The sequence below is a fragment of the Castellaniella sp. genome, from assembly GCF_034674885.1.
Lineage (GTDB): Bacteria > Pseudomonadota > Gammaproteobacteria > Burkholderiales > Burkholderiaceae_B > Castellaniella.
Genome location: NZ_JAUCDS010000007.1, coordinates 34,817 through 57,546, shown reverse-complemented (window position 1 = coordinate 57,546; position 22,730 = coordinate 34,817). Strand labels below are relative to the sequence as shown.

Annotated in this window: 15 protein-coding genes and 1 pseudogene; 12 read left to right on the top strand and 4 right to left on the bottom strand. The window is 66.4% G+C overall.

What is annotated here, in order from left to right; genetic code table 11:
* Positions 1–9 precede the first annotated feature (9 nt).
* Positions 10–567, bottom strand: coding sequence for a DUF1854 domain-containing protein (locus VDP74_RS06255; protein ID WP_322998770.1), 558 nt, complete (start codon positions 565–567; stop codon positions 10–12).
* On the bottom strand, positions 551–2,800 hold the full coding sequence (locus tag VDP74_RS06250) for an ABC transporter ATP-binding protein (RefSeq protein WP_322998769.1): 2,250 nt from the start codon (positions 2,798–2,800) through the stop codon (positions 551–553). The genes VDP74_RS06255 and VDP74_RS06250 overlap by 17 nt, the downstream gene beginning before the upstream one ends.
* 233 nt (positions 2,801–3,033) lie before the next feature.
* On the opposite strand from VDP74_RS06250, the pseudogene cphA (VDP74_RS06245) reads away from it, so the two are divergent.
* The 12 genes and pseudogenes from cphA (VDP74_RS06245) to VDP74_RS06190 form a co-directional block, all read left to right on the top strand.
* Positions 3,034–5,169: pseudogene (gene cphA / locus VDP74_RS06245) on the top strand (cyanophycin synthetase); the annotation flags it as partial.
* An 18-nt stretch (positions 5,170–5,187) separates the two neighbouring features.
* Complete coding sequence (cphA, locus tag VDP74_RS06240; RefSeq protein ID WP_322998768.1) at positions 5,188–7,767, top strand: cyanophycin synthetase; 2,580 nt, start codon at positions 5,188–5,190, stop codon at positions 7,765–7,767.
* A gap of 185 nt (positions 7,768–7,952) precedes the next feature.
* The gene (locus VDP74_RS06235; protein ID WP_322998767.1) at positions 7,953–9,161 is read left to right on the top strand and encodes a PLP-dependent aminotransferase family protein; all 1,209 of its coding nucleotides are present in this window, start codon (positions 7,953–7,955) and stop codon (positions 9,159–9,161) included.
* Between the two features lies 1 nt (position 9,162).
* A complete protein-coding gene (ubiA, locus tag VDP74_RS06230) occupies positions 9,163–10,140 on the top strand; it encodes a 4-hydroxybenzoate octaprenyltransferase (RefSeq protein WP_416232943.1) in 978 nt (325 codons plus the stop codon).
* A gap of 121 nt (positions 10,141–10,261) precedes the next feature.
* Positions 10,262–11,875, top strand: coding sequence for a GMC family oxidoreductase (locus tag VDP74_RS06225; protein WP_322998766.1), 1,614 nt, complete (start codon positions 10,262–10,264; stop codon positions 11,873–11,875).
* An 82-nt stretch (positions 11,876–11,957) separates the two neighbouring features.
* Positions 11,958–13,232 carry a putative Na+/H+ antiporter gene (locus tag VDP74_RS06220; RefSeq protein ID WP_322998765.1) on the top strand — a complete coding sequence of 425 codons (1,275 nt, stop codon included), beginning with the start codon at positions 11,958–11,960 and terminating at the stop codon, positions 13,230–13,232.
* A gap of 102 nt (positions 13,233–13,334) precedes the next feature.
* A complete protein-coding gene (locus VDP74_RS06215) occupies positions 13,335–13,685 on the top strand; it encodes an FmdB family zinc ribbon protein (RefSeq protein WP_322998764.1) in 351 nt (116 codons plus the stop codon).
* A gap of 17 nt (positions 13,686–13,702) precedes the next feature.
* Positions 13,703–14,350 carry a DUF502 domain-containing protein gene (locus VDP74_RS06210; RefSeq protein WP_322998763.1) on the top strand — a complete coding sequence of 216 codons (648 nt, stop codon included), beginning with the start codon at positions 13,703–13,705 and terminating at the stop codon, positions 14,348–14,350.
* Positions 14,351–14,395: 45 nt separating this feature from the next.
* A complete protein-coding gene (gene aspS, locus VDP74_RS06205) occupies positions 14,396–16,186 on the top strand; it encodes an aspartate--tRNA ligase (RefSeq protein WP_322998762.1) in 1,791 nt (596 codons plus the stop codon).
* Between the two features lie 17 nt (positions 16,187–16,203).
* Entirely contained in the window at positions 16,204–17,058 is an 855-nt protein-coding gene (locus tag VDP74_RS06200) for an endonuclease/exonuclease/phosphatase family protein (protein WP_322998761.1), read from the top strand.
* Between the two features lie 122 nt (positions 17,059–17,180).
* Entirely contained in the window at positions 17,181–18,086 is a 906-nt protein-coding gene (gene rpoH, locus VDP74_RS06195) for an RNA polymerase sigma factor RpoH (RefSeq protein ID WP_322998760.1), read from the top strand.
* A gap of 425 nt (positions 18,087–18,511) precedes the next feature.
* Positions 18,512–21,157, top strand: coding sequence for a cation:proton antiporter (locus tag VDP74_RS06190; protein WP_322998759.1), 2,646 nt, complete (start codon positions 18,512–18,514; stop codon positions 21,155–21,157).
* Here the strand turns inward: VDP74_RS06190 and VDP74_RS06185 are convergent.
* Positions 21,141–21,752, bottom strand: coding sequence for an SCO family protein (locus tag VDP74_RS06185; protein ID WP_322998758.1), 612 nt, complete (start codon positions 21,750–21,752; stop codon positions 21,141–21,143). The genes VDP74_RS06190 and VDP74_RS06185 overlap by 17 nt on opposite strands.
* A gap of 64 nt (positions 21,753–21,816) precedes the next feature.
* On the bottom strand, positions 21,817–22,722 hold the full coding sequence (gene cyoE / locus VDP74_RS06180) for a heme o synthase (RefSeq protein ID WP_322998757.1): 906 nt from the start codon (positions 22,720–22,722) through the stop codon (positions 21,817–21,819).
* Positions 22,723–22,730: the final 8 nt, after the last annotated feature.

Genomic DNA, 22,730 nt, shown 5'->3' with positions numbered 1-22,730 from the left:
CCTCTGGCGCTACAGGAACCGATCCAGGATCTTACGGCTGGCGCGGTCCAGCGCCGCCAGGTCGCGGATCAGGAAATGCACGCCGCAGGCGTCGGCGATCAATAGGGTGCTGGCGGACAGGCGGCGGATGTCGTCCTCGCTTTTCAGGGTCAGCACGGCGGCGCCGCGATCCGTGACGATATCCCAGCGGCTGGGCGTCGCCCAGGTCGACGCCCGCAGGATGTGCAGGATGACGGGCTTGAAATCCCTTTGGGCCAGGTCTTCGGCGATCAGGCGTTGCGGGCCGTCGGGCAGGTCCTGCAGGCGGTCCACCCAGGCCTGTTCCTGGGCCTGAGCATCCACCAGGGAAATGCTCTCGTCCGGGGCGCTGATCGGAAAGCTGCGCACGGGGGTGACGACCACGTCCAGCTGGCCGGCGCGCGACAGCAGCAGGCGGCCGAAATTGTCCCGCGACAGGGTGAAGGGCGCTGCGCGTGGCACGTCCTCGTCCGGGCCCGATGCGGGACTGCCGCCCGCGTCCAGGCCATCGGGCGCGGGTGGCGTGCCGTGCTCAGGAATCGGAATCATCATCGGCCTCGTGGGCAGGGTGTTCGACAGGGCGTGACGGCGGCAGCGTGCCCTGCAGCTGCGCCTGGTACAGCCGCGCATAGGCGCCTTCGCGGGCCAGCAGTTCGTCGTGGCGGCCGATTTCGACGATGCGCCCGCTATCCATCACGACCAGGCGGTCGGCCTCGCGCAGCGTGCTCAGGCGGTGCGCGATGGAAATCGTGGTGCGGCCCTTCACCAGATTGTCCAGGGCCTTCTGGATCTCGTTTTCGGTGGCGGTGTCCACCGACGAGGTCGCCTCGTCCAGGATCAGGATCGGCGGGTCGATCAGGATGGCGCGGGCGATGGAAATGCGCTGGCGTTCGCCCCCCGACAGCGCCTGGCCCCGTTCGCCCACCAGCGAATCGTAGCCGTGCGGCAGGCGCAGGATGAATTCATGCGCGTGGGCGGCGCGGGCGGCGGCGATGATGTCCGCGCGGCTGGCATCGGGGCGGCCGTAGGCGATGTTCTCGGCCACGCTGCCGTAGAACAGGAACGGTTCCTGCAGCACCAGGCCGATGTGGCGCCGGTAGTCGCTGATCGCGTACTGGCGGATGTCGATGCCGTCCAGGCGGATGGCGCCCTGGGATACGTCGTAGAAACGGCAGATCAGGTTGACCAGCGTGCTCTTGCCGGACCCGCTGTGGCCCACCAGGCCGACCATCTCGCCCGGCGCGATGTCCAGGCTCAGGTCCTGGATCACGCTGCGGTTGCCATAGCGAAAACCGATGCGGCTCAGCTCGATGCGTCCCCGGATCTGGTCCATGGGCCGTGGGTCGGCTGGCTCGGGCACGCTGGACACATGATCCAGAATGTCGAAGATGCGTTTCGCGCCAGCCGCCGCCCGCTGGGTGACGGACACGATGCGGCTCATGGAATCCAGGCGCACGTAGAACCGGCTGATGTAGGCCAGGAACGCCGTCAGGACCCCGACCGTGATGGCCTGGCGCGATACCAGCCAGATGCCGAATACCCAGACCACCAGCAGGCCCAGTTCCGTCAGCAGCGTGACGGTGGGCGTGAACAGCGACCACAGGGCGTTGACCCGGTCGTTGATCGCCAGGTTGCGGTCGTTGGCCTCGCGAAAGCGCGCGACCTCGCGCTTTTCCTGGGCGAAGGCCTTGACCACGCGGATGCCGGGGATGGTGTCGGCCAGCACGTTGGTGATTTCCGACCAGACGCGGTCGGCTTTCTCGAAACCGTGGCGCAGGCGATCGCGCACCCAGTGGATCATCCACAGGATGATGGGCAGCGGCGCCAGGGTCGCCAGCGCCAGCCAGGGATCGATGGACATCAGGATGGCCGCCGTCATGACGATCATCAGGATATCGGTGAAGAAATCCAGCAGGTGCAGCGACAGGAACAGGCAGATGCGGTCGGATTCCGATCCGATGCGGGCCATCAGGTCGCCCGTGCGCTTGCCACCGAAATATTGCAGCGACAGCTGCTGCAGGTGCTGGTAGGTGGTGGTGCGCAGGTCGGCGCCGATGCGTTCGCTGACCCAGGCCAGGATGGCGCTGCGCCCCCAGCCCAGGCCCCAGGCGACCAGGGACGAGGCCAGCAGGCCGCTGAGGTACAGCGTCACCAGGTCCCAGTGGATCGGTTCGCCGTTCTGGAATGGGATCAGCACGTCGTCCATCAGCGGCATGGTCAGGTATGGCGGCACCAGCGATGCGCCGGTGGAAATCAGCGTCAGGACCAGCCCGATGCCCAGTTGCCGGCGGTAGGGGCGGGCAAAACGCCACAGGCGAAACAGCGAACTGGTGCGCGGCGGCTGCGCGTCTTTGGCGGGGATGCCTGCGGAGGGCTCGGGCGGCAGATCGCCCGAGGGCTGGCGCAGGGAGTCGTGGCGCGCCTGCAGCTGCAGCGCCTGGGCGTGGCGGTCCAGCGTGTAGCGCCAGCGCGCCAGGCGGGCGTGTTCGTCCACCAGTTCCAGGCTGCCCACGCCGGCGTGATCCTGCAGCTTCAGGTGCAGGTCGGAGCGCAGCGGCCAGGATCGGCAGGACTGCGTATCGGCGCCGCAGTACAGCCAGCGCCGGTCGGTCAGGACCAGCAGGCTGTCGGCGTACTGCAATTGGCCGTCCAGGTTCAGCGACAGCCAGCCCAGCGCGTGTTCGTCCGCCGCCAACTGTGCCGCGAGCGTGTCGCGCCATGCGTCGGGCAGGCCGGGCGGGCAGACGTCGGCCGCCGAGAATTCAAGAGTGGGACCCTGCATGGATGGTGGATTGGGAGGGGATCGGAAGATCTGTCGGACAGCAGGAATATAGATCGGAATCGGGGTGAACATGCGCATACCGTTGCGCCCGCGTCACAATCGTCAATAGTTTTTCTGTGCGGCGAAACGGCGCAAGATTATGATGTGTGCCGTTGTCCGGCAGGCGTGTGTTCAAGACGCCTGAGCCCGGCGGCGCTCGGCCCCCCGGCCCATCCTTTCGACATGGTTCGTTCATGGAAAACAAGAATATTGAGATTCTCAATATGGTGTATCTGCGGGGGCCAAACATTTGGGCCTATCGCCCCGTCATCGAAGCGGTCGTGGACATCCACGATCTGGAAGACTATCCCTCCAACGTCATTCCCGGGTTCTACGAACGCCTGAGCGCCTGGCTGCCCACGCTGATCGAGCACCGTTGCAGCATCGGCGAGCGCGGCGGATTCCTGCATCGCGTGCGCGAAGGCACCTGGCCGGCGCATATCCTGGAACACGTCACCCTGGAATTGCAGAGCCTGGCCGGCATGCCCGGCGGCCTGGGGCGGGCACGGGAAACGTCGCTGCGCGGCGTCTACAAGGTCATCGTGCGCGCCTGGTACGAGCCCCTGACGTGCGAGGCCCTGTATGCCGCCCGCGATCTGGTGATGGCCGCCATCGAAGACCGGCCCTACGACGTGGCCGGCGCCGTGGATCGCCTGAAGGACATGGCGGAATCCCTGGGCCTGGGGCCCAGCACGGCCTGCATCGTGGATGCCGCCGACGACCGTGACATTCCGGCCATCCGCCTGAGCGACGCGAATCTTCTGCAACTGGGCCATGGCGCCCGCCAGCGCCGCATCTGGACGGCCGAAACCAGCCGTACCAGCGCCATTGCCGAAGGCATTTCACGCGACAAGGACCTGACCCGCCAGCTGTTGCAGGCCTGCGGCGTGCCGGTGCCCGAGGGCCGTCTGGTGGCCGACGCCGACGACGCCTGGGAAGCCGCCCAGGACATCGGTCTGCCCGTGGTGGTCAAGCCGTCCGACGGCAATCATGGCCGGGGCGTCTTCACCTGCCTGACCACGCAGGACCAGATCCGGGCGGCCTACGCCGTGGCCGTGGACGAAGGCAGCAGCGTGATGGTGGAACGCTTCATCGAGGGCGACGAGCACCGCCTGCTGGTGGTCGGCGGCAAGCTCGTGGCCGCCGCCCGGGGCGAGGCCGCCATGGTGGTGGGCGACGGCGCGTCCACCGTGCTGCAACTGATCGAGTCCCAACTGAATTCCGATCCCCGGCGCGGGCGCGACGAGGACCATCCCCTGAACGTAGTGCGCCTGGATTCGGCCGCGCGGCTGGAACTCGACCGCCAGGGCCTGAGCGGTGATGCTGTGCCCGAACGGGGCCGCGCCGTCATGATCCAGCGCAGCGGCAACGTGTCGATCGACATCACGGACGCCGTGCATCCGGATGTGGCGGAACTGGTGTCCCTGGCGGCGCGGGTGGTGGGCCTGGACATTGCCGGCATCGACCTGGTCACGCGCGACATTTCCCGGCCGCTGGCTGAACAGCGCGGGGCCGTCGTCGAGGTCAATGCCGGCCCCGGCCTGCTGATGCACCTGAAGCCCGCCCGAGGGCAGCCGCGTCCGGTGGGGCAGGCCGTTATCGACTATCTGTTTCCGGTACCGGAAGACGGGCGTATTCCGGTGGTGGGAGTCAGCGGCAGCCGGGGGCTGACGCCGGTGGTGCGCCTGGTCGCCCACCTGTTGCAGCTGACGGGCAAGGTCGTGGGCCAGGCATCGGCCGACGGTCTCTTCCTGGGCCATCAGCAGGTCGCGGCCACGGATGCCGCGCACTGGGATGCCGGGCGCCGCCTGCTGCTGAACCGGGTAGTCGACTACGCAGTGCTGGAAAACGGCGGGCGCATGATCCTGGGCGAAGGCCTGGCCTACGACCGATGCCAGGTCGGTGTGGTGACGGGCATCGACCCCAGCCTGACCTGGCCGGAATTCCACATGGAAGAACCGGAACATCTGCAGCGCGTTTTCCGCACCCAGGTGGACGTGGTGCTGGCGGGCGGGATGGCGGTGCTCAATGCCGACGACCCGCTGGCAGCCGGCCTGGCGCCGCTGTGCGACGGCGGTGTCACCCTGTATGGCCTGCAAGCCGGCAGCGACGCCCTGAAGGCGCACCTGGCCCAGGGCAAACGGGCGGTCTTTGCTCACGACGACAGCCTGGTGCTGGTGGAAAAGGGCGTGGAAATCACGGTGGCGGACCTGTCGGATCCAGCCGTGGCGCCATTGCGCGACGATCTGGCCAGCGTGCTGGCCGCTCTTGGGGCCGTCTGGGCGCTGGGCCTGGACATCGAACACATCCGGGTCGGACTGCGCACCTGGGTTGCGAGGTAATCGAAGATGGAAGTCTCCCGTATCCGCGCCCTGCGCGGGCCGAACGTGTGGTGCCGCCAGACGGCGATCGAGGCCATCGTGTCCTGCGCCGCCAGCGAGTGCGTGATCGACGATCTGGATGCGTTCGAGACGCGCCTGCGCGTGCGTTTTCCCGATATCGACATCCAGCGCCCGGCCGGGTCGGCAGCCGGTCATTCCCTGGCTCATGTGCTGGCGGGGGCGGCGCTGAGCCTGCAGGCGGTGGCCGGCTGCCCGGTGGCGTTCTGCCGCACGGCGGCGACCCAGGATCCAGGCGAATACCAGGTCGTGATCGAGTATGCCGAGGAATCCGTCGGCCGGCTGGCCTTCGACCTGGCCTGCGTGTTGTGCCAGGCGGCCCTGCAGGATCAGCCTTTTGATCTGGCGGATGCCGTCGCGCAGTTGAAGTCCCTGTACGAAGACGTGCGACTGGGGCCCAGCACCGGCGCCATCGTGCAGGCAGCCGTGCGGCGCGGCATTCCCTATCGTCGCCTGACCGATGGCAGCCTGGTGCAGTTCGGCTGGGGGCGTCGCCAGCGCCGCATCCAGGCGGCGGAAACCGATGCCAGCAGCGCCATCGGCGAGGCCATCGCCCAGGACAAGGCGCTGACCAAATCGCTGCTGGCCGCAGCTGGCGTGTCCGTACCCCAGGGCCGCGTGGTGGCCGATGCCGATGACGCCTGGCAGGCCGCCCAGGAGATCGGGGGGGCCGTGGTGGTCAAGCCGCAGGACGGCAACCAGGGCAAGGGCGTGGCCTGCAATGTGCAGGGCCGGGAACAAGTGCTGGCGGCCTACGCGGTGGCCCGCGAACATGGTTCCAGCGTGATCGTGGAACGCTATTTCCCCGGCCATGACTTCCGCCTGCTGGTCGTGGGCGACCGCCTGGTCGCGGCGGCGCGCCGGGATCCCCCGCAGGTCGTGGGCGATGGCGTCCTCAGCATCAATCAGCTGGTGGATCTGATCAATCAGGATCCTTTGCGCGGCGAAGGCCACGGCACATCGCTGACCCGCATCCAGCTGGATGAGACGGCGCTGAACACGCTGGCCGGCCAGGGCTATCGGGCGGATTCCGTGCCGGCCCAGGGCGTGTGCGTGGTGTTGCGCAACAATGCCAATCTCAGTACCGGCGGGACCGCGACGGATGTGACCGAGCAGGTCCATCCGGAATTGGCGGCCAGCGCCGTGATGGCCGCGAGCATGGTGGGGCTGGATGTCTGCGGCATCGATCTGGTGGCGCAGGACGTCTATCGGCCCCTGACGCCGGAAACCGGCTGCATCGTCGAGGTCAATGCCGCGCCGGGGCTGCGCATGCACTTGACACCGTCCTACGGCACCGGACGTGACGTGGGCTCTGCCATGGTGGATACGCTGTACGCGCCCGGTGACGATGGCCGCATCCCGGTGGTGGCGGTCACGGGCACCAATGGCAAGACTACGACCGTGCGGCTGTTGGCGCATCTGTGCGCCCGGCCGGGGGTGTGCGTGGGCATGACGAATTCCGACGGGGTCTACGTCGGCGCCCGGCGTATCGACACCGGGGATTGCAGCGGGCCGCGCAGCGCCCGCAACGTGCTGCTGCATCCGGATGTGGACATGGCGGTGTTCGAGACGGCCCGGGGCGGCATTCTGCGCGAAGGCCTGGGGTTCGATCGCTGCGACGTGGCGGTGGTGACCAATATCGGCATCGGCGACCATCTGGGCCTGAACTATATCCGCACCGTGGAAGACCTGGCGGTGGTCAAGCGCGTGATCGTCGAAAACGTCTCGCCTGCGGGCATGGCGGTGCTCAATGCCCAGGACCCCGTCGTCGCCCGCATGGCCGCCAGCTGCCAGGGGCAGGTCACGTATTTCGCCCGCGATGCTCGCCACCCCCTGATCGAGACGCATCGCGCCCAGGGTGGACGGGTGGTGTTCGTGGACCAGGGTGATCTGGTGTTCTCGCAGGGCGGCACCGAGACCCGTATCCAGCTGTCGGCCGTGCCGCTGACGCGCGGCGGGTCTTTGCCGTTCCAGGTGGAAAATGCCATGGCTGCTGCTGCGGCCGCCTGGGCGCTGGGCCTGGATTGGGTGCAGATCCAGGCGGGGCTGGCGTCCTTTGTCAATGATGCGGCCACTGTGCCGGGGCGCTTCAATGTGTTCGACTACCGGGGGGCCATGGTCATCGCCGATTACGGTCACAACCCCGATGCGATGCTGGCCCTGGTCGATGCGGTGGAAGCGTTGCCGGCCAAGCGGCGCACCGTCGTCATCAGCGGGGCGGGGGACCGGCGCGATCAGGATATCCGCCGCCAGACGGAGATCCTGGGAGAAGTGTTCGACACCGTGATTCTGTACCAGGACCAGTGCCAGCGCGGCCGCCAGGATGGCGAGGTCCTGGCGCTGTTGCGCCAGGGCCTGTCAGGCGCCCGGCGCGTCAGCCGCACGCAGGAAATCCATGGCGAGTTCCTGGCGATCGATACGGCGCTGGACGCCCTGGAGCCCGGCGACCTGTGCCTGGTGCTGATCGATCAGGTCGAAGAAGCCCTGGCCCACATCGGCCGGCGCACTCGATTGCCGGCCGTGGCTTAGGCCGGAGCAGCCACACGGCCGGGCAATTCCCCTAACGGGAAGGGGCAATTGTTCTAATATAGGCAGCTTGGGGTTTTCCACCGTCGGAAAACCCCGTCATCCGCGCCGGCCGCCCGTCGATCCGGGTTGATCGGCACATGCCAATCGGCCGGCTCACAAGGCAGGCCTTCATTCGGGCTTTCATCATGGACACGCTGACTTCCACCCCCGCTGTTTTTTCACAACGCGCCAGGCAACTTACCAGTTCGGCCATTCGCGAAATCCTCAAGATCACCGAACGCCCCGAAGTCATCTCCTTCGCCGGCGGCCTGCCTTCGCCCGAGGGCTTCCCCATTGCGCAATTGCGGGCTGCGTTCGACCGCGTCCTGGCCGATCAGGGCGCCACGGCGCTGCAGTACGGCCGCACCGAAGGCTATACGCCCCTGCGCGAGTGGGTGGCGCAGGACCTGTCTCGCGCCGGCACCCGGATTGATCCCGAAGAAGTCCTGATCGTCTCCGGTTCTCAGCAGGCCCTGGACATGCTGGGCAAACTGTTCATCGATCCGGGTTCGAAAGTCTTGGTCGAGGCCCCCAGTTACCTGGGCGCCCTGCAGTCGTTTTCCCTGTTCGAACCGCAGTTCCAGTCCGTGCCCACCGACGAGGGCGGCCTGATTCCCGAGGCCCTGGATGCCGCTCTGTGCCGTGGCGCGCGCTTCATCTACGCGCTGCCCAACTTCCAGAATCCGACCGGCCTGACGCTGGACCACGCTCGTCGCCAGGCGCTGGTCGAACGCTGCGCGGCGCTGGGCCTGCCCGTCATCGAAGACGATCCCTATGGTGAACTGCGCTACGCCGGCGAGCCCCAGCCCAGCCTGCTGGAACTGGGTCGCGCCGTGGGGGCGACCGTGATCCGCCTGGGCACGTTCTCCAAGGTGCTGGCGCCGGGCATGCGCCTGGGCTATGTGGTGGCGCCACGCGACATCATCAGCAAACTCGTGCAGATCAAGCAGGCCACCGATCTGCACACGGCCACCGTCACCCAGATGGCGGTCTACGAAACCGTGCGCGGCGGGTTCCTTCAGCAGCATCTGCCCAAGGTCCGCGCCCTGTATCAACGCCAGTGCGGCTACATGCTCGATGCCCTGCAGCAGCACTTTCCGGCCGACGCCCGCTGGACGCGGCCGCAGGGCGGCATGTTCATCTGGGTCACGCTGCGCGAGGGCATCGACACGGCCGAATTGCTGCAGCGGGCCATTGCCCGCAACGTCGCGTTCGTGCCGGGCGCACCGTTCTACGCTGGCGTGCAGGCGCCGACCAACACGCTGCGGCTCAGCTTCGTCACGGTGCCTGAAGACCGCATCCGCGCCGGCGTCCAGGTATTGGGCGAATTGATCGGCCCGGCCGGGGGGCGCTGATATGGTGGATCGGTCGCCGGACGCCGGGCAAGGCGCCTCCGGCCGTCCGGGTGCGGATCCAGCCACGTCGGCGCCGGATCTGTCCGACATGCGGCATGACGACTGGGTGGCGCATTGGCTGCCGGCCGCCTGGGGGCCCTATGCGCGGCTGTGCCGACTGGATCGCCCGGTTGGCACCTGGCTGACGTTGCTGCCGGCGCTGGCAGCCCTGGTGCAGGCCGCCGACGGCTGGCCCACCGTGTGGCGGCTGATCATCTTTTCGCTGGGCGCCCTGCTGATGCGCGGCGTGGGCTGCACGTTCAACGACATTTTCGACCGCGATTTCGACCATCAGGTGGAACGCACCCGCTTCCGGCCGCTGACCAGCGGCCAGCTGACGCTGCGGGCCGCCCTGTGGTTCGCCGCCGCGCAGCTGCTGGTCAGCGCCGCGCTGCTGCTGGCCATCAATGCCTACAGTCGCTGGCTGGCCCTGGCGCTGGTGCCGCTGGTGGTGATCTACCCCCTGTGCAAGCGCTTTACCTACTGGCCCCAGGCCGTGCTGGGCATGGCCTTCAACTGGGGCATGCTGATGGCCTGGACCGATACCCGGGACGTCCTGCCCTGGTATGGCGTGGCCATGTGGGTGGGGGCGGTGCTCTGGCAGATCGGCTATGACGCCGTCTATGCCTACATCGACCTGCGCGATGACCGCATGCTGGGCCTGAAGTCCGTGGCCATGCGGTTCGGCGACCAGGGCCGGGCCTGGATCGGCGGGTTCTACGCCGTCACGGCCGTTCTCTGGACGGCGGCTGGCTGGGGCATGGGGATGGATTGGCCGTACTACGTGGTCATGGCGGTCATCGCCGGTCATTTCGTCTGGCAGATGACGGTCTTCGACGTGCGCCACCCCGAACGCGGGCTGCGCATCTTCCGTTCCAACATGCAGGTAGGCGTGCTGCTGATCGTGGCCGGCCTGGCCGGGACCATCCTGCCGGTGTAGGCGGGGGCCTGGCGGGGGGTATCCCCATCGCGGCAGAGGGGTTTCTTGGCGTCCGCGCGTAATTGCGGCTAGACTGGCCTGAAAAGATCAGGGGCTGCTTCCAGGCCCCAGGAGACAGCCGATGGCAGGCAGCACCCCCGCTGAAACACAACTGGAATTCGATTACGTCATCGTCGGAGCCGGCTCTGCCGGCTGCCTGCTGGCCAATCGTCTGTCGCAGCAGCACCGCGTCCTGCTGATCGAGGCCGGCGGCCCGGACGACTGGCGCTGGATCCACATCCCCGTCGGCTACCTGTACTGCATCGGTAATCCGCGCACCGACTGGTGCTATCACACCCAGCCCGACCCGGGCCTGAATTATCGATCCCTGGGGTATCCGCGCGGCCGGGTGCTGGGGGGGTCTTCCTCCATCAACGGCATGTTGTACCTGCGCGGGCAGGCGGCCGACTACGATCACTGGGAATCCCTGGGCAACCCCGGCTGGGCCTGGCGCGACGTGCTGCCGCTGTTTCGCGACGTGGAAGACCATCACGCCGGGGCCAGCGAATTCCACGGCGCATCGGGCACCTGGCGGGTGGAATCCCAGCGCCTGCGCTGGGCCGTTCTGGATGCCTTCCGAGACGCCGCAGCCCAGGCCGGCATCGAACGCACGGACGATTTCAATCGGGGCGATAACGCCGGCTGCAATTATTTCGAGGTCAATCAGCGCCGAGGCGTGCGCTGGAACGCAGCCAAGGCCTTCCTGCATCCCGTGATGGGGCGGGCCAATCTGCAGGTGCTGACCGGCGCCTGCGTCGAGCGCATCGAATTTTCCGGGCGCCGCGCCACCGGGGTCGCCTTCGTCCAGGACGGCCTGCGCCGTCACGCCGTGGCGCATCGCGAACTGATCCTGGCAGCGGGGGCCATCGGCTCGCCGCAGTTGCTGCAGGTCTCCGGGGTCGGGCCGGCCGACCGCCTGCGCCACCTGGGGATTCCGCTGGTTCACGACCTGCCGGGTGTGGGCGAAAACCTGCAGGATCACCTGCAGCTGCGCATGATCTACCGCCTGAAAAAAGGCCTGACCCTGAACGCGCTGGCCAATGCCTGGTGGGGCAAGGCCTGGATGGGTCTGCAATATGCGCTGCTGCGTCGCGGGCCGCTGTCCATGGCGCCTTCGCAGCTGGGGGCCTTTGCCCGGTCCGATCCTTCCCGGCCGCGCGCCAATCTGGAATATCACGTGCAGCCGCTGTCGCTGGATAAATTCGGCGACCCGCTGCACCGTTTCCCGGCCATGACGGCGTCGGTGTGCAACCTGCAACCCAGCAGCCGGGGCTATGTGCGCGTGACGTCGCCCAATGTGGCGGACCATCCCGACATCCTCTGCAATTACCTGCAGACCCCCGAGGACCGCGCCGTGGCGGCCGATGCGTTGCGCCTGACGCGGCGCATCATGGCGCAGCCCGCCCTGGCCTCCTATCAACCGCAGGAATACCTGCCCGGAGACGCCATTCAGACCCAGGAAGCCCTCGAGGCTGCAGCAGGCGATATCGGCACTACGATTTTCCATCCGGTGGGGACATGTAAAATGGGCGTCGATCCGTTGGCGGTGGTCGACCCCGAACTGCGTGTCCGAGGGCTGGAAAACCTGCGGGTGATCGATGCATCCATCATGCCGGTGATCACCTCGGGCAATACCAATTCGCCGACCATCATGATTGCCGAAAAGGGTGCTCGTCTGATTCTGGGCGGCGCCTGATCTGAAGCTTCCGCAGGCCTGCGCCGCCGTTCTCCGAATACGGCTCAGGCCTTTTGTTCAGCCCATTTTCTTGGACCCGGATATGGTCAGTCACACCGAGGTCGTGGCCAGCATACTGTTTGCCATTGCCATCATTCACACGTTTTCCGTGCCGGTTTTCGCGCGCCTGGCCAATCAAGGCGGGCGGCATGCCGGCCTATGGCACTTGCTGTCCGAAGTCGAGGCCGTCTTCGGCGTGTGGGCCTGTGCGCTGTTCGTCTGGATGGCGCTGACGCTGGGTGTCCACGGCGCCGTCGAATACCTCGATACGCGCAACTTCACCGAACCGGCCTTCGTGTTCGTCATCATGGTGGTGGCGGCCAGCCGGCCCATCATCGAACTGGTGCACATGGGGGTGGATGGTTTGGCGCGGGTGCTGCCGGTGCGCAACGAACTGGCCCGGTTCTGCGTCATCATGACGATGGTGCCGCTGTCGGGCTCGCTGATCACGGAACCGGCCGCCATGACGCTGGCTGCCCTGCTGCTGCGCGATGCGTATTTCCGCCGCCCGGGACAGGATGGCTTCAAATACCTGACGGTCGGCGTGCTGTTCGTCAATGTCTCCATCGGTGGGGTGCTGACGGCCTATGCGGCGCCGCCCGTGCTGATGGTCGCCCAGACCTTCGGCTGGGACACGGCCTTCATGGCCACGCATTTCGGTTGGCGCGCCGTCACCGCCGTGCTGATCAACGGCCTGGTCCTGACCTGGCTATGCCGCCCGTTCCTGCTCAATGGCGAACTGGGGCATGCCACGGGCCGGGAATCCCGCGAACCGGTGTCGCGGATGGTGATGGCCGTGCACGTGCTGTTCCTGATCGGGGTGGTGCTGGCCTCGCACCACATCAAGATCTTCCTGGCGCTGCTGGTGCTGTTCATCGGCTACGCCCATGCCTATAAACGCCATCAGTCGCCGCTGCTGCTGCGCGAAGGCCTGATGGTGGGCTTCTTCCTGGCCGGGCTGGTGGTGCTGGGCGGCTTGCAGCAATGGTGGCTGCAGGATCTGCTGGCGGGGCTCTCGCCCTTCGTGTTGTACCTGGGCTCCACGGCCCTGACCGCCGTGACCGACAACGCGGCCCTGACCTATCTGGGTTCTCTGGTGGAAGGCACCAACGAACTCTGGCGCTACATGCTGGTGGCCGGCGCCGTGACGGGCGGCGGGCTGACCGTGATTGCCAATGCGCCCAATCCGGCCGGGTTCTCGATCCTCAAGGGCTGCTTTGGCGACGGCACGATTTCGCCGCTGAGGCTGCTGGGGGCGGCGGCCGTGCCCACGCTGGTGGCGGCCGTGCTGTTCCTGCTACCCAATGCTTTTAGTTAGGGGAACTCAGAACGAGTCGCCGCGCCGCGCGCATCTGCGGATTCGGGCGGTCTGCGCTAAAAGGACTAAAATCCAGGCAGTTCAGATTTTCAGGACCATGTTGTGCCGATTTATGTCTATCGTTGCAGCCACTGCGGTCATCAGCAGGACGTGCTGCAGAAAATGTCCGACCCGCGCCTGACGGTGTGCCCGTCCTGCGGCCAGTCGACCTATGAAAAACAGGTCACGGCGGCAGGCTTTCGCCTGAAGGGCTCGGGTTGGTATGAAACCGACTTCCGGGGTGGCAAATCCGGTTCGCATTCCGAAGGGGTGCTGGGATCGGCCAACCCGGCGTCGTCCGATGCCGGGTCTGGCAGCGCGGCCGGCAATGCTGCCAGCAGCGGGACGCCGAGCGCGCCTTCGCCGAGCCCGGCCACTTCCGGTAGTGCCACGCCGGCCACCGCGCCGGGTTGACGCCAGTCTTGTCATTCATGCGATTTTTCAAGCGCTATTTCATCACCGGCCTGCTGATCTGGCTGCCGCTGGTAATCACCGTCTGGGTGCTGATGACGCTGGGGCGCACCCTGGATTCCCTGGTGCCGTCGTTCCTGTCGCCGGAAGTCCTGTTTGGCGTGGCCATCCCCGGTTTCGAACTGGTGCTGGTGCTGGTCGTCATCCTGCTCACCGGCCTGTTCTGCGCCAATTTCATCGGCCGCGCCATCCTCTCGCGCTGGGAATCGCTCCTGGGGCGCATTCCGCTGGTGCGCTCCATTTATAATTCGGTCAAGCAGGTCAGCGACACGGTGTTCGCGCCCAATGGCCAGGCGTTTCGCCAGGCCATTCTGGTGCAGTATCCGCGCCAGGGCGCCTGGACCATCGGTTTCCTGACCGGCACGCCGTGCGATGAAATCGCCGGCTTGCTGGCGGGCGATTTCATCAGCGTGTATGTGCCGACGACGCCCAACCCCACCTCCGGCTTCTTTCTGATGATGCCGCGCGCCGATGTCCAGGTGCTCGACATGTCGGTCGAAACCGCCCTGAAATACGTGGTGTCCATGGGGGTGGTGGCGCCGCCCGCGCTGACCCCGCCGCCCACCGTCCGGCCGGCCCCCGACGCCGCTGGCGACGCATTGCAGTAATTTCGAACATCAGCAGCATTGCTTTCAAATATCTCGGAGCTCTTCTTGAACCGTACCTGCTACACCGGCGAGGTGTCCAAAACTCATCTTGACCAGACCGTCACCCTGTTCGGCTGGGTCCATCGCCGCCGTGATCACGGCGGGGTGATCTTCATCGACCTGCGCGACCGGGCGGGGCTGGCCCAGATCGTGGTGGACCCTGACAATCAGGCGGCTTTCGCTACGGCTGAACGCATTCGCAATGAATACTGCCTGCGCATCACGGGTCTGGTGCGGATGCGCCCCGAAGGCACGCACAATCCCGATCTGCTGTCGGGCGAGGTGGAAATCCTGTGCCGCGAACTGGAAATCCTGAATGCGTCGGTGACGCCGCCGTTCCAGCTCGATGACGACAATCTGTCGGAAACCACGCGCCTGACCCATCGGGTGCTGGACCTGCGTCGTCCGCAGATGCAGCGCAACCTGATGCTGCGCTATCGCGTGTCGATGGTGGCCCGCAATTACCTGGATGCCTTGGGGTTCATCGACATCGAGACCCCGATGCTGACCCGCAGCACGCCCGAGGGCGCACGGGACTACCTGGTGCCCTCGCGCGTCAATCCCGGCGAATTCTTCGCCCTGCCGCAATCGCCGCAGCTGTTCAAACAGATGCTGATGGTGGCCGGTTTCGATCGCTACTACCAGATCACAAAATGCTTCCGCGACGAAGACCTGCGCGCCGATCGCCAGCCCGAATTCACGCAGATCGATTGTGAGACGTCCTTCCTGGACGAAGTCCAGATCCGCGAGATCTTCGAAGGCATGGTGCGCGAGGTCTATCGCCAGGTGCTGAATGTCGCCCTGCCGGAATTCCCGGTCATGAGCTGGTCCGAGGCCATGCGCCGCTATGGGTCCGATAAGCCGGACCTGCGCGTGAAACTGGAATTCACCGATATCGCCGATCTGATGCAGGACGTGGACTTCAAGGTCTTCGCCGGCCCGGCGAAGGACCCGGCCTGCCGCGTGGTGGCCATGCGGGTGCCGGGCGGCGCCAGCCTGCCGCGCAGCGAGATCGATGCCTATACGCAGTTCGTGGGCATCTACGGCGCGCGCGGCCTGGCCTACATCAAGGTCAACGACGCAGCGGCCATCCCTGAAGGCCTGCAATCGCCCATCGTGAAGAACATCCACGCCGACGCCCTGCGCGGCCTGATCGAGCGCACCGGCGCCCAGAGCGGCGACCTGATCTTCTTTGGCGCCGACCGCACCAAGATCGTCAACGACGCCATCGGCGCCCTGCGGGTGAAGATCGGCCTCAGTGAATTCGGCCGCGCCAACGGCCTGTTCGAGGCTGGCTGGCAGCCGCTGTGGGTGGTGGATTTCCCGATGTTCGAATACGACGAGGGTGAGAACCGCTACACGGCGGCGCACCACCCCTTCACCTGCCCCAAGGCCGGCCACGAGGACCTGCTGGAAACCGATCCCGGCAGCGCCCTGGCGCGCGCCTATGACATGGTCATGAATGGCTGGGAAGTGGGCGGTGGGTCCGAACGTATCCACCGTGCCGACGTGCAGACCAAAGTCTTCAAGGCCCTGAAGATCGACGAAGAAGAAGCCCGCGACAAATTCGGCTTCCTGCTCGATGCGCTGCAGTTTGGCGCGCCGCCGCATGGCGGCCTGGCCTTCGGCCTGGACCGTCTGGTGACGTTGATGGCGGGTGCGGAATCCATCCGCGACGTGATCGCCTTCCCCAAGACCCAGCGCGCCCAGGATCTTCTGGTGCAGGCGCCGTCGCCGGTGGACGAGAAGCAGCTGCGCGAACTGCACATCCGCCTGCGCCAGACCGAGGCCAACTAACACCGGAGGGCCGGGGCATGTCAGTCGTGCGGGTCGTCAGCTACAACATCCACAAGGGCCGTTCGGCCAGCGGTGGGCGGGAATCGCTGGCGGACCTGCGGCTGGGGCTCTATGGCCTGCGCCCTGATCTGCTGTTCCTGCAGGAAGTCCAGGGGCGCAACCAGCGCCACGGCAGCCTGGATGCGCAGCACGAATCCCTGGCGGCGGCCATGCACATGCAGGCCGCCTACGGCTGCAATGCCGTGCGGATAGCGACCGACCACGGCAACGCCCTGTTGTCGCGTTATCCCATCCTGTACCACGAGAACCAGGATATTTCCGATCACCGCCTGGAACAGCGCGGTCTGCTGCACGGGATCGTGCAGGTCGAAGGCACGCCGGTGCATTGTCTGGTGGTGCATCTGGGGCTGTTGGCCAGCGGCCGTTCGCGCCAGGTGCAGGCCCTGGTCGAGCGCATCCGCCGGCTGGTGCCGGATTCCGAACCGCTGCTGATCGCCGGCGACTTCAATGACTGGACCAACCGCCTGGCCCCTCTGTTCGTCGAACAATTGGGGCTGGTAGAGGTCTTTGCCGCCGCCCCCCAGGGGATGGATGAGATCTATCGCCTGCGCCATCGGGTGGCGCAGCTGCGCCGGCGCATGTTCTGGCTGCCGGGGCAGCGGGTGGGATCGGCGCCCGCGCTGTCGATGATGGGCCATGGCGCGCGCCTGACACCGCCACCGAGAACCTTTCCTTCGGTCTTTCCCTGGCTGCGCCTGGACCGCATCTACCAGCGCGGCTTTGCCGTGCGCCGCGCGCGGGTGCTGCATGGCGCGCCCTGGAAGAAAATCTCGGATCACGCCCCGCTGGTGGCGGATCTGGAACTGCCGTAGGACGGGGCTGCCGGCGCAGGGAACTTTCCCGACCGGCGTCCGTCTAAACCCTGTTACCTGAAAATTAGCACTCTGGCACATAGAGTGCTAAGATCACTGGGTATGATCCCAAGGATTTTGCCATGAGCCACACTTCGTCTTCCCTGGTGTTGGCGCCGGCCCAGCTTGCGCAGGCCATTTCCAACCCGGGGGCCCTGGGCACCATCGATGCCTACATCGGGGCGGTCAATCGCCTGCCCATGCTGACGATCGACCAGGAATCCAGCCTGGGCCGCCGTCTGCGCGACGACAACGACCTGGAAGCCGCCCGCGAACTGATTCTGTCCCACCTGCGGCTGGTGGTGTCCGTCGCGCGCCAGTACCTGGGCTACGGGCTGGCGCACGCCGACCTGATCCAGGAAGGCAATATCGGCCTGATGAAGGCCGTGCGCCGCTTCGACCCCGATCGCGGGGTGCGCCTGGTGTCCTTTGCCGTGCACTGGATCCGCGCCGAAATTCATGAATACGTGGTGCGCAACTGGCGTCTGGTGAAAATCGCCACCACCAAGGCCCAGCGCAAGCTGTTCTTCAATCTGCGGCGCATGCGCCCGGACGGCCGCACGCTGGCGCCGGACCAGGTCTCCGATATCGCCCGCGAACTCGGCGTGCGCCCGGAAGACGTCTCCGAAATGGAAGTCCGCCTGTCGGGCGGGGATTGCGCCCTGGATGCGCAGGCCGATGACGAAGACCGCTTCGCGCCCATCGCCTGGCTGGCTGACGATAGTCAGGAACCGGCCCAGGTATTGGCCCGCCGCAGCATGGATGCCCTGCAAAGCCAGGGCCTGGCCGATGCCCTGGACGCGCTGGACGATCGCTCTCGGCACATCGTGCAGGCCCGCTGGCTGGCCGACGATGGCGGCGCCACCTTGCACGAACTGGCCGCTGAATACGGCATTTCGGCCGAACGCGTCCGTCAGATCGAATCCGCTGCCCTGAAGAAACTGAAGATTGCCCTGGCGGATCAGCGGCCGGATTTCCTGGCTGCCTGACGCAGATAGCATTTGTTACGATTTAGGCCTGCCGAGGGCTGAACTTTCGACGGAACCGCCGGACTAACATGACATGGACGAACGTCCGGCCTTCGGGTCGCGTCGTCTTGTCGTCCGCTTCTGCTTCTCCTCTTCCCCTCCCTATCGAAGCGGATGTTCAAGGGATGTCTCCAATGACATCCCTTTTTTTGTGCGCGCCTTTTTGCCGCTGGGCCGCCCCAAGGCAGAAAGCGCCCCCTTGGGGGATAAGCCCGGACACAGGACAGTCCTGAGGACTGGCCTGTGCCTGGTGAATCCGAGCGGCATGCAGGCCGCGAGGTGGACAGCAAGCCGCAGGCGCAGCGTGGGGGCCACATATTCTTTCAGACACGTCCGGCCCGCCTGTAACATAATAGGCGACGCGACTATTGTGATGTGTTTTGACCATGAAAATAGGCCTCTTGGTCTTTGGCCTGGCCGGGCTGCTGGCTCTGATTTCCTTCATGCCGCCCTTGGCAGGCCGCCTGCGCCTGCCGTATTCCGTACTGCTGGCCATCGTCGGTTTCGTGCTGGGCGTGGTCATCCACGTGCACGGCTGGGCGCCGGGCGTGGTGGCGGATTTCCTGGATTCGCTGCAGCACTTCGAGATCTCCTCCGAGACCTTCCTGTTCGTCTTCCTGCCGGTGCTGCTGTTCGAGACGGCATTGGCGATGAACATCCGCCGGTTGCTCGACGACATCAGCCCGATCCTGGTGATGGCCATCGTGGCCGTGGTGGTGTGCACGGTGGCGGTGGGCTTTTCCCTGGCCGCGATTTCGCCCTATGGCCTGGTGGTCTGCCTGATGCTGGGGGCCATCGTCGCCACCACGGACCCGGTGGCCGTGGTCGGGATCTTCCGCGAGGTCGGGGCGCCGCGCCGCCTGACCACCCTGGTCGAAGGCGAATCCCTGTTCAACGATGCGGCGTCGATCGCCCTGTATTCCGTGCTGCTCAGCGTGTTGTTCAGCGGCGGGGAACTGGCCATGTCCACCGTCATCGGCAGCTTCCTGCTCAGCTTCATCGGCGGCGGCCTGGCCGGCCTGGCCATGGGCCGGCTGGCAACGGCGCTGTTTCGCTGGCTGCGTGGCTGGCCGGCGGCCGAAGTCACCCTGACCGTGGCCCTGGCCTACCTGACCTTTTACGTGGCCGAACACTATCTGGGCGTGTCCGGCGTGGTGGCGACGGTGATTGCCGGCCTGGTCGTGGGGTCCAACGGCCGCACCCGCATGTCGCCCACGACTTTCGAACAGCTGGAAGGCGCCTGGGCGCAGTTCGGCTTCTGGGCCAATTCCCTGATCTTCCTGTTTGCCGCCATGCTGATCCCTCGCATGATGGCGGAAATCACCTGGATGGAAGTCTTCCTGATCCTGGTGGTCTTCATCGTCACCCTGGCCGCGCGGGCGGTCATGGTCTACGGCCTGCTGCCCGTGCTGGGGCGGCTGCGGCTGAGCACCCGGGTCAGCCCCTCGTATCGGGCGGTGATGCTGCTGGGCGGCCTGCGCGGCGCGGTGTCGCTGGCCCTGGCCCTGGCCGTCACGGAACAGCCGGCCGTGCCGCACGAGGCCCGCCAGTTCATCGCGGTGGCGACCACGGGCTTCGTGCTGATGACGCTGTTCGTCAACGGCCTGACCCTGCGTCCCCTGATCGCCCGGCTGGGCCTGAATCAGCTGTCGCCGGTGGACCGTGCGCTGCGCGACCAGGCCCAGGTGGTGGAACTGGAATCCCTGCGGCTGCGCATCGAGGAAATCGCCCGCCATGAACATATCGGCCAGGAAGTGCTGGATCGCCTGAACGCCGTCTTCGATGCCAGCCAGGCCAGCGTGGATGCGGCGCAGGTGCATCAGTTGTCCATGGACCAGAAGGTCGCCGTGGGCATGGGCATCCTGGCGGGCCGGGAAGAAGAAATGTTCTTCGAGACCCTGAAGGCCCAGGTGGTGGACTGGCGTACGGCAGAATCCCTGTTGGCCCGCGCCGAGCGCCTGGGCGATGCGGTGCGGGTCGGCGGTCTGGCCGGTTTCGAATCTGCCATCGAAGGCGATCTGCGCTATGCCAATTCCCTGCGGCTGGCCCTGCGCCTGCACCACCTGACGGGAAAGCCGTTCTGGCTGGCGCGCGAACTGGCGCAGCGTTTCACCAACCTGATGTGCAAATGGGCCGTGGCGCGCCGCCTGATCCAGTTCGCGCGCACCGACGTGCAGCCCTTGCTGGGACCCGAGGTCGCGGATATCATCATCGCCGCCCACCAGCGCCGCCTGACCCTGCTGGAAGGTGCCTTGCAGGCCATGGCGCTGCAGTACCCCAGCTACGCGCAGCATCTGCAGGAAGCCTACCTGGCGCGGATGGCGCGGTCGCTGGAACGCATGCGTTATCGCGACATGCTGGCGCAGAACCTGATCAGCGGCGAGACCTATTCCGACCTGATCCAGCAGGTGGAGACGCGCTGGGGAGCCCTGGAAAGGCACCACGGCCTGGACATCGCCCTAAGTGCTGCCGCCATGGTAGAGCGGGTCAGCCTGTTCGAGGGGCTGGACGCGGCCACCATGGCAGCGATCTGCAAAGTGCTGAAACCCCGGCTGGTGGTGCCCGGACAGGAGATCCCCACCCGCATCGGACGCAGTCGCGCCATGTATTTCGTGGCATCCGGCGCGGTGGTGCTGGATCTGCCGGACGGCACGACGGCTGAACTGGGCAGCGGCCAGATCTTCGGCGAAATGGCGCTGGCCTTGAACCATGACTTCCAGGCGCGCGTGCGGTCGCTGGGCTACAGCCGCCTGTTGATGCTGCAGGAAAGGGATTTCAAGAAGCTGCTGGCGCGCCTGCCCGACTTGCGCGAGAAAATCGACGCCATCGTGCGCCAGCGCCTGCGGGCGGTGGAAGTCTGGCAGCAGTTCGAATCGGGTGAACGGCAGCACGAACCGCTGCCCGACCTGCATGCGCCTGTGGCGGCGGCCCCAGCAGCACCCGAGGCAACCGCCGAGGGTCAGGATGTCGGTCGGGATGCCGATCAGGAAGCGGGCCTCGATGAGGCCGATGGGACTACAGCAAAAGCTTGATGTCGTGGGCCATGTCTTCGGGGGTCAGCGCGGGCCCCAGCAGGGCGCGGGCCTCGCCGGCCTGGTCCATCAGGTAGAACGCTGCCGAATGGTTCATGGCGTATTGCTCGGGCGTGGGACCGGCTTCTTTGGCGTAGAAGGCCTTGAACGAGCGCGCGGTCTTGTCCAGCTGTTCCGGAGTGCCCGTCAGACCGATGAAGGACGGATCGAAGGCATGCACATAGGCGCCCAGGATGGCCGGCGTGTCGCGGGCCGGATCGACGGAAATCATGATGACCTGGACCTTCGCGGCCTGGTCGCCCAGCAGTTGCAGGGCCTGGGCGGCCTGCGCCATGGCGGTCGGGCAGACGTCGGGGCATTGGGTGTAGCCGAAGAACACCAGCAGGACCTTGCCCTTGTAGTCGGCCAGGGTGCGGGTGGCGCCGGTGGTGTCGACCATGGACAGGTCCCGCCCCAGGTGGGTGCCGCTGATGTCGTTGCCCTCGAAGGGCAGGGGGCCGGCGGCTTTGGAGTTGCAGCCCATCAGGGCCAGGGGCAGGGCGGCGATGGCCCCCGTCAACAGGGTGCGGCGGGCGGCGGAAAACGAAATGGACATGCTATTCCTACAGGGTCAGGGGGTAGGCGCCTGACATGCGTGCTGCGTGTGTTCCGGGGACGGATCAGTTGCTGCCCAATGCCAGGCCAACCCAGTGATCCAGCAACAGCGCTGCGAACAGCAGAGCCAGATACAGAATCGAATACCAGAACAGTTTACGCGCTCGTGCGTCGGAATAGTTTCGATATAGGACAAAGGATTGCCACACGAAGTAGCCGCTGAGCACGGTGGCCGCCGCCAGGTAGGCCGGGCCGCTCATGCGGATCACGTAGGGCAGCAGCGATGCGGCGAACAGGGCGATGCTGTAGAGCAGCACGTGCAGCTGGGTGAAGTTCTGGCCGTGCGTGACCGGCAGCATGGGCAGGCCGGATTCCTCGTAGTCGTGGTGGCGGTACAGGGCCAGCGCCCAGAAGTGCGGTGGGGTCCAGATGAAGATGATCAGCACCAGGATCCAGGCCTCGGCCGGGACGGCGTCGGCCATGGCGGCCCAGCCCAGGGCGGGCGGCATGGCGCCGGAGAACCCGCCGATGACGATGTTCTGGGGCGTCAGGGGTTTCAGGATGGCGGTGTAGATCAGGGCGTAGCCGACGAATGTGGCGAAGGTCAGCCACATGGTCAGGGCGTTGACCCAGGTGTTCAGGATGACCATGCCGGCCCCGCCCAGCACCCCGGCCATCAGCAGCACCTGGGGCGGGGTGATCTGGCCCGAGGCCGTGCCGCGCCGCGCTGTGCGGCGCATGCGGGCGTCGGTTTCGCGTTCGATCAGGCAATTGACGGAAAACGCGGCGGCGGCCAGCAGCCAGATGCCCAGCGTGGCGGCGGCCACCCGGCCCAGGTCGGGCAGGCCGGGCACGGCCAGGAACATGCCGATGACGGCACAGAAGACCGCCAGTTGGGTGACTCGGGGTTTGGTCAGCACCAGGTATTGGCGCAGCAGGGATGGGTGATGGGCAGCAGCAGCGGTCGTCATGGGATCAA